12 protein-coding genes, 3 tRNA genes and 1 pseudogene are annotated in these 12286 nt (G+C 41.5%); 7 read left to right on the forward strand and 9 right to left on the reverse strand.

What is annotated here, in order from left to right; genetic code table 11:
- Positions 1-161: pseudogene (locus tag CH376_RS24885) on the reverse strand (IS256 family transposase); the annotation flags it as partial.
- Between the two features lie 259 nt (positions 162-420).
- On the opposite strand from CH376_RS24885, the gene CH376_RS14760 reads away from it, so the two are divergent.
- On the forward strand, positions 421-834 hold the full coding sequence (locus tag CH376_RS14760) for a DoxX family protein (protein WP_100788138.1): 414 nt from the start codon (positions 421-423) through the stop codon (positions 832-834).
- A 240-nt stretch (positions 835-1074) separates the two neighbouring features.
- On the opposite strand, the gene CH376_RS14765 is transcribed toward CH376_RS14760, so the two are convergent.
- The 5 genes from CH376_RS14765 to CH376_RS14785 form a co-directional block, all read right to left on the reverse strand.
- Positions 1075-1151 (reverse strand) — tRNA-Arg (locus CH376_RS14765).
- Between the two features lie 7 nt (positions 1152-1158).
- Entirely contained in the window at positions 1159-1569 is a 411-nt protein-coding gene (locus CH376_RS14770) for a hypothetical protein (protein ID WP_100788139.1), read from the reverse strand.
- Positions 1523-1969: a hypothetical protein gene (locus CH376_RS14775; protein WP_100788140.1), complete on the reverse strand. Its 447-nt coding sequence runs from the start codon at positions 1967-1969 to the stop codon at positions 1523-1525. Before CH376_RS14775 ends, CH376_RS14770 begins: the two co-directional genes overlap by 47 nt.
- A gap of 45 nt (positions 1970-2014) precedes the next feature.
- A tRNA-Ser gene (locus tag CH376_RS14780) sits at positions 2015-2101 on the reverse strand.
- Positions 2102-2112: 11 nt separating this feature from the next.
- Positions 2113-2196 (reverse strand) — tRNA-Ser (locus CH376_RS14785).
- 103 nt (positions 2197-2299) lie between these two features.
- On the opposite strand from CH376_RS14785, the gene CH376_RS14790 reads away from it, so the two are divergent.
- The gene (locus CH376_RS14790) at positions 2300-3523 is read left to right on the forward strand and encodes a class I SAM-dependent RNA methyltransferase (RefSeq protein ID WP_100788141.1); all 1224 of its coding nucleotides are present in this window, start codon (positions 2300-2302) and stop codon (positions 3521-3523) included.
- Positions 3524-3643: 120 nt separating this feature from the next.
- On the forward strand, positions 3644-4186 hold the full coding sequence (locus CH376_RS14795; RefSeq protein WP_207769141.1) for a hypothetical protein: 543 nt from the start codon (positions 3644-3646) through the stop codon (positions 4184-4186).
- Between the two features lie 57 nt (positions 4187-4243).
- On the opposite strand, the gene CH376_RS14800 is transcribed toward CH376_RS14795, so the two are convergent.
- From CH376_RS14800 to CH376_RS14810, 3 genes are all read right to left on the reverse strand, one after another.
- Positions 4244-4837 carry a helix-turn-helix domain-containing protein gene (locus CH376_RS14800; RefSeq protein ID WP_165783629.1) on the reverse strand — a complete coding sequence of 198 codons (594 nt, stop codon included), beginning with the start codon at positions 4835-4837 and terminating at the stop codon, positions 4244-4246.
- A 180-nt stretch (positions 4838-5017) separates the two neighbouring features.
- Positions 5018-5626 carry a hemerythrin domain-containing protein gene (locus tag CH376_RS14805; protein ID WP_165783630.1) on the reverse strand — a complete coding sequence of 203 codons (609 nt, stop codon included), beginning with the start codon at positions 5624-5626 and terminating at the stop codon, positions 5018-5020.
- 79 nt (positions 5627-5705) lie between these two features.
- Positions 5706-7004 carry a hypothetical protein gene (locus CH376_RS14810; protein ID WP_100788144.1) on the reverse strand — a complete coding sequence of 433 codons (1299 nt, stop codon included), beginning with the start codon at positions 7002-7004 and terminating at the stop codon, positions 5706-5708.
- A 414-nt stretch (positions 7005-7418) separates the two neighbouring features.
- Between CH376_RS14810 and CH376_RS14815 the strand changes: the two genes are divergently transcribed.
- From CH376_RS14815 to CH376_RS14830, 4 genes are all read left to right on the forward strand, one after another.
- Positions 7419-8690 carry a hypothetical protein gene (locus CH376_RS14815; protein ID WP_100788145.1) on the forward strand — a complete coding sequence of 424 codons (1272 nt, stop codon included), beginning with the start codon at positions 7419-7421 and terminating at the stop codon, positions 8688-8690.
- A 90-nt stretch (positions 8691-8780) separates the two neighbouring features.
- On the forward strand, positions 8781-9467 hold the full coding sequence (locus CH376_RS14820) for a hypothetical protein (RefSeq protein WP_100788146.1): 687 nt from the start codon (positions 8781-8783) through the stop codon (positions 9465-9467).
- A 113-nt stretch (positions 9468-9580) separates the two neighbouring features.
- Positions 9581-11065 carry a HEAT repeat domain-containing protein gene (locus CH376_RS14825; protein ID WP_165783632.1) on the forward strand — a complete coding sequence of 495 codons (1485 nt, stop codon included), beginning with the start codon at positions 9581-9583 and terminating at the stop codon, positions 11063-11065.
- Positions 11066-11073: 8 nt separating this feature from the next.
- A complete protein-coding gene (locus tag CH376_RS14830) occupies positions 11074-12117 on the forward strand; it encodes an LIC_10091 family lipoprotein (RefSeq protein ID WP_100788148.1) in 1044 nt (347 codons plus the stop codon).
- Positions 12118-12286 lie beyond the last annotated feature (169 nt).

Below are 12286 nucleotides of genomic sequence, written 5' to 3' on the forward strand. Positions count from 1 at the left end.
TCATACCTTGAGGCTTTGCAGAGTTTATCCGCTTCCTCATCTAAGAGAGCGTTCAGCGTTTCTTCCACTGAGCCTCTTACGAGTTCGCTCAAGTCTTTCTTGAGCTGGGTCTCATCCACCTGGATTACTTTCAGGTGCGCTTTTTCTTCTTCTGCCCTCATTGGGGGGTTCTCCTTTTTTTGAATTTGATCGCTACAAACTCAATCGGCAAGGAGAGCCTTCTCATTCATTCTTAAATCTGCGAAAATTTTAGGACGTTATCGTTTTTTTAAGAAGGAAAACGGAATCACACCTTCCGAATATAGGATATCTAAAATCCGCAAATAGTCCGAAACGTTCCGCGATTCGTCCTCTTGTATTTTCGATTCTCCTGAGTCATACTCGAAGCAAGGAAAGAGAAATTCTTTCCAAGGAGATAAAATGGAAAACTTAGAACAATCGCTTGCTATGCTCGTGCTGCGTCTTGCATTGGGATTTAACATTTTGATTCACGGACTTGTAAGAATCGCGTCCTTCCGCGCTTTCAGAGATTTTCTGATCAAAGACTTTGAAAACACGGCGCTTCCGACTTGGTCGGTTGCAACTTTCGGAACCGTTCTTCCCTTTTTGGAAACGATCATCGGATTCTTTTTAGTTCTCGGTCTATTTTCGAAATGGGCTTTATTTGCAGGCGGACTTCTTATGATCGTGTTGATATCCGGAAAGTGTATTCAATCCGATTGGCATACGGTCGGCGTTCAGATGATTTATGTGTTATTCTATTTTTTTCTTCTTAAAGATTTAGGATCCGATCGGTTCAATTTAGATTCTTGGTTTAGCGGAATCGGCAAGTGATCCGAAATCAAAGTAGAACACCCTTAAAAACGTTCTTTGTTTCGCCTTCTACTCTTCTTGGAAAAGAGGGCGGGTTTAACGTTGGACCGAAAGTTTTTCGAAAATTCTTCAAACGAAAGCGAAGCCAAGGATTTTTAGATTTCAGTTCCGATGAAAATTAATAATCTTTGAATTCTTGTGCGAGTATAAGTTCGATCCAAGGGATCAAAGAGTTTTCGACTGATTGAAAGTGGGAAAAAGTGGTGCGCCCAGAAGGAGTCGAACCTCCGACCTTCTGATCCGTAGTCAGACGCTCTATCCAGCTGAGCTATGGGCGCATATCGGTTAATGGATATAAGATTCCAATCGAGAAAGGTGTTCTTCAGGAATCCTGAGTGCAATCTTTTTTCCGCTTGTGTAATTGTATAGCAGTAATCCGGAGATTCCTAGATAAATCAAAATTCCCGAGAGGTGAACCAGATGTCCGATCCATGGGCCGACTATTGGAATCCAAGATACGGGAACGCTGATCAAAAGGAAAAATAGGAAGTAGAGAAAATTGATAAAAGAAAGTCCGGAATATTTTCTGACGGTTTGGTTTTCCCAGTAGAAAGTAAATCCGATCAGCCAAGTTCCGAAAAAAGGCAAAGAGACTAAATATACGAGAAATCTTTCGGATCTCAGAAATCGATTTGTGGTTTCCGGAAGATTACGGAGAACCGGTTCGTATTTTTTTAAATAATCTTTGAATTTCATTCTCTAACTCCGGGAAAAAAGGCAAAACGTATTTTTCTTCCTGATAGGCTTTGAAAGCTCCGAGCGCGGCGTAGCCTAAAAATGCAATCCAGGAAATATAACTGATAAAATCGGTGACGATCGGGTTCACTCGGATCAAAGACAAAAACCAGCTGATGACGGGAAATTCTCTTAAGAACCAAACGATGGAATAAACTGCGATGAACGCGATGTTCAGCTTCATCGCTTGAACAAGATGAAAGGAGGCGAAATTCTGCGCTTTTCGAAAAACCCAAACAAACAACCAACCGAAAAACGGAACGTAGGCGATCGCACCTATAAGTCCTGGGAATTCTTCGCTTTTTAGAATTCTCAGAGTTTCCTGAATAAATTCCTGGGTTTTGAACCGCTCAGAGGACATAGGGGCGAGAATTCCGGTTAATGGGTAGAATGAAAACAAAAATACCGGAGACGCAGGGATTCGAACCCTGGGTACAGTTACCCGTACGACAGTTTAGCAAACTGCTCCTTTCGGCCACTCAGGCACGTCTCCAAAGGATGTCGCGGAGAAGGTAGGATTCGAACCCACGGTGGGATTACCACGACGGTTTTCAAGACCGCTGCTTTAGACCACTCAGCCACTTCTCCCGACGAGAATTACTTTACCGTGAGAAAACCCCCCTGTGTCAAGGTGAATTGTTCTTTGCGCACTTGGTTCTTTGTTTTTCCTGGAGGCAGGTGTTAGAGGGCGATGAAAACCGAATCTGAGGGACATAAAAGTAGTCCCAAAAAAATATCACTCGAACCTAGGGCTTGGGTGAATCTCGGTTATTCGATTGCCAATTCGAAAGAAGGAACCTTCTTTTTAAAAAATGCGATTCCAGGTGAAACTGTCCTCGCAACTCTTCTCAAAAAATCCGGTTCTCTTACGTGGGGAGTCGGGTCCGAAATTCTTACCAAGTCTTCCGAAAGAATTATCTCGGATTGTTCCGTTTTTCCAAAGTGTGGCGGTTGTTCTTATCGCCATATTTCCTATGAAAAAGAATTGGAGGTAAAAAAGTTTCTTTTAAAGGAAACTTTGGAACGTTCCTTTTCCAAAAATCATATTCAAATTCCTGAAATTGAAATTTTAAGCGGAGATCCGACCGGTTATAGAAATACCGCGCAGATTCCGTTGGGCTTTTCCGGTTCTAAAAGAGTTGCGGGTTTTTATGAAGAATTTTCCCATTCGATCGTTCCTCTTCCGGAGGACGGTTGCAAGAATCTTCCGAAAGAAATGAATCTTGCCGTCTCAGAGTTCCTAAAGAAAGAAAAAAGCGGTTCCACGCGGAGTTCAAAAGCGAAAACCCTTTCCTTTCGTCTGGATGAAAAAAATATCGTATCTTACAGAAACGAATCCGTGGTTTTTCGGGAAACGATTCGGACTTCAAATCCGAAAGATATTATTTGGGAAATTCCTCCGAACGGTTTTTCTCAAATCAATCGTTTCCTCATTCCGAGATGGCTGGAAAAGATATATGAGCTTGTTCCGGAAGATTCGGATTCTATATTAGAATTATATTGTGGATCAGGATTGATATCCGTCGCTCTTCACGATAAAACTAAAAACTGGATCGGATACGAACTTTCCAAAGATTCAGTAAAACAAGCAAAGAAGAACCTTGCGAAAAACGGCCTTTCTCCCCGCGATTTCAGAGCCTTGGACTTGGAAGCGGAACCGATTCCCGAGGAAGATTTAAATTCTTCTTTTTGGATAGCCAATCCTCCGCGCGCCGGATTGTCAAAGAAAGTGGTTCAGGCGTTTCGCAATCAGGAACCGAAAGCGTTTTTATATTCCAGCTGCAATCATACAACTCTGGCAAGAGATTTAGCAGATCTTTGTCGAGATTCTTATCTGATTACGAAAATTATTCTCGTGGATTTTTTTCCGAGAACCAAACACTTCGAAGTCATTGTGAAAATCGAAAAAAGATAAGATCCTTCCTTTTTAACAAATTAGAAAATCGGATTCGAAAATTTATTGATAAAGCTAAGTATAAGTTAAAGTATCTCTTTGAATTTATAAAACAAAAGATCTTTAGGAGATATTATGCTGATGAATCCGATTTTACGCCGCGTTTTGGCGATTGCGATCGCCCTTACTTTCGGTTTTTTTGTTTCACCGCCCATTTCTGCCGATAGCGCTTGTCAGGGACTTTCTTCTTCCTCTTGTAAATCAAACGATGATTGTACTTGGGTAAGCGGTTACACAAGACAGGACGGAGTTTCCGTCGATGCTTATTGCAGGGCGAAACCGGGAAAAGGAAGCGATGACGGTGATCGTAAGCCGATTAAAAAAAACAAAGATAAGGATGAAGACGAGGATTCTTCCGTAAAAGAAAAAAAATCAAAGAAGAAAAAAGATAAGGAAGAGGACGGAGACGACGAGGATAAAAAGTCCAAACGTAAAAAGAAAAAAGATAAGGATGAAGACGAGTCCGATAAATCCGACGATTCTAAAAAATCCAAAAAGAAAAAGAAAGATAAAGAAGACGACGGTGACGATGTAAAGAAAGAGAAAAAGTCCAAGAAAAAAGACAAGGACGATGACGATAAGGAAGAAAAGAAATCAAAGAAAAAGAAAAAAGATAAGGACTGATTATTCGATCATTCCGTTTATCGAATGTCAAAGGCCGGAGTTAATTCTCCGGCTTTTTTATTGAAACCATTGTTTTGGGGTTTTTCCGGTTCTTTTCTTAAACTCGCGGATGAAATGAGCCTGATCATAGTAACCGGAAGAGTAAGCAAGTTCGGTTAAGTTTTTGCTCCGGTTTTTGGCGGATAAGGATTTTCTAAAACGAATGAGATCGGAATATTCTTTTGGCGACACGCCGATATAAGTTCTAAAATCTCTTTCCATTCTACTCTGACTGATTCCCGATTCCCTGCACAACGAAGAGATAGAAATTTTTCCTTCGGAGTTCTTCATTTTTGAGAGTACGTTTTCGATATACGGATTGGATTCTTTCCGTTTTTTCAGGTTTATATAAAAACGATTCCATGCCCAGCCGGAATGAAAATTCTTTTCTCTTTCTTCGATACAATCATCTTTAAAATCGGAAATCGACTGTCGTGAAAATAAATCTTCCAAACAAACGCTTTGTCCCGTAATTTCTTTCAAAGGCGCTTTGAGAAAAGTCGCTAACTCTTGCGGAGGAATTTGTATCAAAAAAGAATCAACGCCTTCTTCGGAAAAAAAAGTTCTCGAGTTCGTAAGGACGCCCGTTATCCCGGCGGAATTTAATCTCAACTTCCTTTGATTTTGAACCAAGTAAATACTTCCCCGAGTTTGGATACCGATAACGCAATTTTCACCGGGTATGACATCATATTCGGAGGAAAGGGTCTTGCGATTCCAATAAAATAGAATGGAACTATCTTTTTGATTCATGCGCGTAACGAATTATTTTTGAATTATTCTGTTTGAATTTCAAGTCCAATTTGATTTTGCGCTTAGAATAGATCCCGTCATCGATTCAAAGCCGATTCTTTCTCTTGGCGGCAGAGTTGGGGCAATGTATTTTATCCAAAGTCTTAAATCGAAAGCGCTTAATGAACCGATGATTTGTTTTTGTTGTTCTTCCAATTCGGAATCCGAAAAGGATTCCCATATTTTCTTCTGAGTGATCTTTTCTTCATGTTCCATGTGATTTGAATAAGAAAGCTGAAAGGATATTAGATTTTCGTAAAATTCGGAAAGTTTAAAAGATACCGCTTCGGGTTGTTCTAATAATCCGGAGATTACGGCGGCGATTTTCCTGAGTTCTTCGATTTTCGCTTCCAATTTTTCGTGCTCTTCCTTATCTTCCGCGGCAAAGGAAGGATCGATCAAAGCCAATTGTCTTAGTGAAACGGATTCTTCATCCTCCGCGTGAACTTTTAAAATTCTGAAAATTTCCTCGGAGATGGAAATAATATTCCTTATTTCGTTCGGGTCGTATGGATTGGTTTTTCCGGTTTCTAATAACCAAATGGAGAATGCGTTACGGATTCCCCTGTGCGGTAGGTCGTAAACTTTTCTTCTAGATTGATTTTGCACGATCGCCTCCTAAATCTATTGAGGAGGTTAACATTTTTAAAACGATAAGAATTGTATAAATTCGTCAAAACCGAAATTTTCAAATACGAATCGAATAACCTATGTTGAAAAAGTAAATCCCTCTTACGATATGCTGGCTCTGATAGTGTTGAATCAGTTCCCTTGAAACGTATTCGTTCGGAGAATTGTTTCTAATGAAGTCCACGGTCGCCTGGTTAAAATAACCGTGAACTTTCGAAGGATCCGTTGTTTTTCCATCGGTCGCGTTTGTATCCGGATATACTCCCGAACTCGGAGTAGAAAGCTGATTGTCTACGAGGGATGGAGTCGCTCTATACATCCAATTCAAAGCGATAAAAAAATCGCTGTAGTTGAGTTGAACCCTCGGACTTACGTCGCTGACCCCTTTTTTACGATCAGTATTGTCGTTTACGTCCTGATAGCCGGTAACGAGGCTCGGAGTGACCTGAATCAATTTCCCTTTGAAATACTCATGGCTCAGAGTGAGACGCACGTTATGTGTTCCTTGAAATGCTCCGTTGGTTTCGGATAACATTTTACTATTAACGGTCAATTGTGGATTCAGATAATCTAAAAACGGAGGTTTCCAGCCGAATACGAGATAACCTCTCATCAGAAACGTAGGATCGTCCACGTTGATAAATAAGAATCCCACTGAAAACGCGCCGAGCTTCGTTAAATGTTCGTAAGATGCGGTTGTGAATAAATAATCGTTGAGACCGTTTTTTTCCTTTCGCAATTTTGTTTCGTTCGGATCGAAACTTAGTTGGCCGGTTTGAATAAACTGATTGATGAGTTGTGTTTGGTCTTTGCCTCCCGAAGAGTTTTGAAAAAAACCGTCCGAATCCGTATTGGACCGATCGACTAACGGATTCATTACGGTGAAGCCGATTCTAAGCTGTGGAGGAAGTCCTAATAGATTTACGGAAGAAGTGAGATAGTAGGCTTCATAGTAGTCCGTATATTTCATATTGTTTCTCCGAGCCTGTCTTTCACCAAATAAGCTGGCTCCTTGAAAGGCCCCATCGTTGGAGAGAAATTGAGTCAATTGAACGGAATGCTCCGGAAGAGGGGATTTTTCTTCCGTTGGTTTGGGAGAAGGGAGGCTTTCATCGGAAGAAATTTCAGGGACACCTTCCGGCGGATCGGGAGAAATTTCTTTTATTCTTTCTTTTCGAATTCTAAGAATGATTCCGTCTTCGTCTTCAAATTGAATTTCCGTATTCGATTCTTGAATTACTTTTACTTTTTTGAAAATCTTTCCTCCGGTCGTTTCGATTTGAACCGAATGAATCGAAAGAAGCGGAAGCAACCAAATCAGGACAAAGAAAAGAAAACGAAAAATAGAAGATGTCATTCCTTCATAAAAAAATGACGCATCATTTTCCCAAATTAAAATAAGAAATCATTTGAGCTGAATTTCTCTTAATCTTTCTAAAATTTTTATAGAATACTGAAAAAATTACGAACCACTTTTGAGGTTTTGAGTCCACCATTCTTCTTGTCGATACTCTTCTGATTTTATATCAAACTAAATATCTCACTTTTTAAATCGACTTCCGCCCTGAATATTTTATATCGAACGTTATGGTAAATTCGAAAAAAAAATTCAGCGTTAGTCATTATTCAATAATTCAAGTTGACTGACTGTTCGTTACAACCTTAGGATTGTTTTGGGCAAAAAACCCGGGCCGGCAGAAGAACGAGGGATGGGGTCCTTAAAGGACAGTCGTTCTCCAGGGCCATAAATGAAAATGGAGAATAGTGAAAGATGAAAAAAGCTAATTGGATTGCGACTCTTCTGTTTGTGCTCGGATTCGGCGTAGGATCTTTATCCGCGCAGACTCAGGCTCAACTTTTTGCGAAGCCTGGGGTAATTGGAGACTCTTTGAGTCATGGTTTCTTCGGAGCGACAGTAGAGAAAAAGACTCAGGATTGGGCTTATCCGGTTCTGGTCAGCAAACAAGCCGGATCTTCGGTTTCGTATAACGTTCTTAAAGGACCTTATATTAACTTGGAAGACGTTCTGAAAGGGGATTGTGGTGTTTTCTGTATCGCAGGTTCCATCATCGGAGGAAACGGTTCGACTGTGAGCCTTCCTACTCATGCGGGAATTACTGGAGCTGAATACACTTCCGTTTTAAGAACTTCCGGAAAATGCGAAGACGTCACCGCAACTAAGTGGGATAAACAATGGTATTGGGCTACGTGGTACTGGTACACTTACCGTTGGGTACAAGTTCAAGATTGTAAAGAACCTGATAAGTTTCACCAATTTGGTCTTCGGGATTCCGGAACCCAGATGGAAATTATGGAAAAAGTCAGACCTTCTTTCCTTTTTGGAACTGTAGCAGCGAACCACGTTCTTTGTACTGCGCTTTCCACGACGACTGCTTGTTTGGACGAGGCTCGTTATAAAAGAGATATTCGCGAAGTAATGAGAAGACTGGCTGCGATTGGAAGTTTGAAGGGAGGTGTTCTCTTTACAATTCCAAACGTAACTGCAATTGCTTTCTTGGAACCTTACAAGGATCCACAAGGAAGAGCAAATTACACCGGTCTGAAAGCATTCTTTAGAAACTCTGTGTCCGATCCAAATCAAGTGTTAGATGCGAGTGAAGTTGCGACCATCACCAGCTTTTTGACGATGTTGAACAACGAAGTCAAAGCACAAGGCGCGGCGATGGGATTTGCGGTTGCTGATCTGAAAGTTGTCTTTGACGACATCAAAGAGAACGGACGTATTGTACAAAGCCCTTCCGGTTGGAGTCCTGGTTACGCTCGCGCAAGCTGGCCGTTACCGAACCAACCAGGAGTTTTTGGTTTAGACGGAGTACACCCGAACATGTTCGGACATTCGGTGTTTGCTAACGAACTGATCAAAGTCATCAACGCACGTTATGGCTTAAATCTGGCTCAAGTAAGCGAATACACCGCTTGGTACTACGATACTCTAAACAGAAATCCGATCGACTTGAAGAAGTTCCTGACCGACACAATCTTCGGACAGTTTATTTCTTGGGTAATCGGAATTTTCGTTTAATAGAATTTCCTCCTCGATTCTTGAGGAAGAAGACAGTAAATTTGGAACGTCGCCTTTCTAAGGCGGCGTTTTTTATTTAAAGCGAGCGGTATGGAAGTAGGAAAGAAATTTATTTTCGCAATGGTTGTATTTGCATTCATTCTAATATTGTTTATCGTTTTTTGGCCCGACGATAAAAAGAAGGATTCTCTTTCCATGACGGAAGAAAGCGAGGCCGTATTAAAAACAAAATATTATTCCGAAATGGATCCTTATTTTCCGGAAGCGCCCCATCCTTTCAACGAAGATCCGGAATTGGAAGGTCAGGCGAAAAGACTTTGGCCGGAAGCGTTTCGACCTAAAAAAACTCCCGAGGAAAAGGAACAGATTCGAAAGGAATGGTCCGATTTTGTGGCTCGATATCCTAAGAATATTTATATTCCATCCGAGTTTAAACCGGCTTTGTCCGAAGCCGAAGAAAAAGAAGCGAGAGATAGGTTGGACAGTATCGGAAGCGTTGAAACGAAGAACGCGATTTCGAGATCGCTCGGAAAATACGCGGAACCCGGAAACGAGCCGAAAGCGCCTTCGGAAGCGAGCGTAAATCCAAAAGAACAACTCGCTTACGTAAACTATAAAATCGAAGAATTGGAATCGAGAATTCAATTGATTGAATATACCATTCAACAAGGAAAGCTGGATCAATCTCAGGTTGGAACCGCCAACAGGGATCTCGCAGTCTGGAAAAAAGAACTATCCGATCTAAAACAGGTTCAAAGTTTAATTCCTCGTTCTTAAGTTCTTTATTCATTTCTTCAAATCGGTCTTTTTATGTTAAAGGAGAAAACATGCAGTTATTTCTAATTGTTCTTACTTTTATTCTGAGCTGTGGAGGTCCGCCGAGACCGGATCTGTTACCGGTGGCCGATGAAAGAAAAGAAGTTCCATTGGAACAAATATTAAGCGAACTCAAATCGCAAAATCCGCAATTGAGAGCGCAGGCTATTTTAGAACTTTCTAATAGGAACCATAAGGCTTCCCTGAATCAAATTCGGGAACTCCTCAAAAACGATTCCAATCCCGCGGTAAAAGGAACGGCTGCGATCGCTTTGGGAACTTGGAAGGACAATTCTTCGCTTTCGGAAGTGATCAAGCTATTCAAACCGGAATCGGGGGTCACTCCTGATATCGTTATGGAAGCAGTTTCAAGAATGGAGAATCCGTCATCGGCTTCCTCGGTGCTTCCTTTTCTGCAATCGGAAGATTCTACACTTCGTTTGATAGCGGTCGATACTCTTGTTCGAATCAACGCGCGATCCTCGGGAGAAACGATTCTAAGTCTGGCGAAAAAAAATAGGAATCCGGAGTTCTCGAAAACGTATGCGATGGCGTTGGGAAAATTGAAAGTTACCGCAGCGGAATCCTATCTTATTGAACTCGCGAAAAACACGGAACCATCACCCACGTTGGCCGCCGCCTATCTAGCGTTAGGCAGAATCTCTAGCAAGAATTCAATCCCGATTCTCGTGAAGGGTTTGGCGGACGACTTCGATAAAGGGAGTGAAAACTGTATGCTGGCTTTGATCGAGGTCAAGGACTCTTCCGCGGTTAAGTCGGTCGTTCCAGTCTTAAAGAATAAAAACCGCGAGATCCGTTTTCGAGCAGTCAACGTTCTTTCGGAAATTCCATCTTCGGAAACCGGACCTTTGACGTTGAAAATTCTCGAAGAGAACGAACCGGATTCTTCCGCACCCGCGTCTTTGGTTTTAGGAAGAATTCATTTTAATTCCGCGAGAACCTTGATCGAAAAAAGATTGTTGGATTCTAAACTTCCGGATCGGGAGGTGATCGGACAGTCTCTCGGATACATGGGCGATAAAAAAAGTGTTCCGGTTTTATTAAGCGTATTAAAAGAATCTAATGGAGATGGCCGTTACGGCGCTGCGTGGTCTTTGGGAGTTTTGCAAGCGACTGAAGCGCTCGAGGATTTGATTTCGGCTTCCAATTCCACGGATCCGAAACTTTCGGCTTTGGCTGTTGAATCCTTGGGATTACTCCGTTCTCCTAAGGCTCTTCCTACTCTGACAAGATTGGTTGAAAGTAAACCGAACTCAGCGTCGATCGTAATTCCTGCAATAGCTTCGATTCCTGGAGAAGAATCTCGCGGAATCTTGGAAAACTTCGCTAAAAAAGAAAACGTCGCACTCCAGCAAGTTGCGATCTCCGAATTGGGAAAAAGAAAAGATAAGGCAAGTATTCCCGTTTTGATGCAGATCTTAGAAGAGAACCAGGCGTCGAGTTCGAAACTTTTAATGGCTTCGTTATCTTCAATCACAGGAAAGAACTTTTACTCTCGGAACGAATGGCTGAACTGGTATAAACTCAACGCAAAGTAACCAGGTCTATGTTTCATAATAAAATGATCCCGATGTTCTTATCGGGATTGATCGCTCTTAGCTCATTCTGCAAAGCCCCTCCTCCGCGGGATCCTTGGGACGTGCCTCCTTTGAACGAGAAGGAAAGATTCTTCCTTGCTCCATTGATAACGGACGAATTCGATTCCAAGGATCTAGGAGGAAGACATTATCCCGCTTCCAACGAATTGAGAATCGATCTTTTTAAACCGTATATAGAAAATTTGGAAGGCGGTTATCTCGGAGCGGGAACGGATCAGAACTTTACTTTTATCGTTTGGGCAAAAAGCAAATACGCGTGGCTTATGGATTTCGATTATACGATCTGTATCATAAATCGAATCCATCTTTTGTTTTTTAAGTTGGCGCCGGATCCGGAATCATACAGAGAACTTTGGTCCAGGAAGAATAAAAATTCTTCGTTTGAATTGTTAAAGAAAGAATTCGGAAACGATCCCGAATGGAATCTCGTTCGTGAAGCATGGGAAGTCGCGCATCGAGGAAAATCGGATATACCGCAAAGATGGAATGAACTGGACAGGACTTCTCAAAAATTCGGGCTTAGGACATTTATTCATTCCAAGAAAGAATACGATTATATTCGGAACATGGTTTTCCAGGGAAGGATTCAGATTTTAAAAGGTGATATCAATTCCGATAAAAGTATGCGGTCGATTGCGGAAAGGGCGGCGCGTTTGAACGTTCCGATTCGAGTCGTATATCTTTCCAATATCGAAGATTATTTTTCTTACACTCCCGGTTTTCGGGATAATCTTTTGAGTTTGCCCACCGATGATAGAGGAATCGTTTTGAGAACGATGCAAAACGGAACGAAAGAAGAATATGGATCTCCGGACGGAGAAAAAATTCCGGTCGATTATCCTTTACACTACAACGTTCAATCCTTAAAAAATCTTCAGCAATGGATGCTTTTGCCGGGACATCTTCATAAGGGAATTCTAATGCAATTTAGAACGCCGCTGCAAAAGGGATTTTCGGAAATCAAAAGTAGCCCGGCCGAAACTCTCAAATGAAAAAAGCCGCACTCGTATTTTTTCTTTTATCGTTTCTTGTTTTTTGCGGGAAGTTTAGAAGCGAAAATGCGAATTCCGCATCGAGAACTTCAGTCCGAGTTTAAAAATCGATTCGGATAAGAACTTTTTCCGTATGAAAAAACATAAAGTCCGTAATTCGACGTGCAAT

Source organism: Leptospira adleri, assembly GCF_002811985.1.
Lineage (GTDB): Bacteria > Spirochaetota > Leptospiria > Leptospirales > Leptospiraceae > Leptospira > Leptospira adleri.

What these genes read in the sequence shown, in the direction of transcription:
- CH376_RS14760 (WP_100788138.1), top strand. Translation starts at nt 421, where the DNA reads ATGGAAAACTTAGAACAATCGCTTGCTATGCTCGTGCTGCGTCTTGCA.
- CH376_RS14770 (WP_100788139.1), bottom strand. Translation starts at nt 1,569, where the DNA reads ATGAAATTCAAAGATTATTTAAAAAAATACGAACCGGTTCTCCGTAAT.
- CH376_RS14775 (WP_100788140.1), bottom strand. Translation starts at nt 1,969, where the DNA reads ATGTCCTCTGAGCGGTTCAAAACCCAGGAATTTATTCAGGAAACTCTG.
- CH376_RS14790 (WP_100788141.1), top strand. Translation starts at nt 2,300, where the DNA reads ATGAAAACCGAATCTGAGGGACATAAAAGTAGTCCCAAAAAAATATCA.
- CH376_RS14795 (WP_207769141.1), top strand. Translation starts at nt 3,644, where the DNA reads ATGAATCCGATTTTACGCCGCGTTTTGGCGATTGCGATCGCCCTTACT.
- CH376_RS14810 (WP_100788144.1), bottom strand. Translation starts at nt 7,004, where the DNA reads ATGACATCTTCTATTTTTCGTTTTCTTTTCTTTGTCCTGATTTGGTTG.
- CH376_RS14815 (WP_100788145.1), top strand. Translation starts at nt 7,419, where the DNA reads ATGAAAAAAGCTAATTGGATTGCGACTCTTCTGTTTGTGCTCGGATTC.
- CH376_RS14820 (WP_100788146.1), top strand. Translation starts at nt 8,781, where the DNA reads ATGGAAGTAGGAAAGAAATTTATTTTCGCAATGGTTGTATTTGCATTC.
- CH376_RS14830 (WP_100788148.1), top strand. Translation starts at nt 11,074, where the DNA reads ATGTTTCATAATAAAATGATCCCGATGTTCTTATCGGGATTGATCGCT.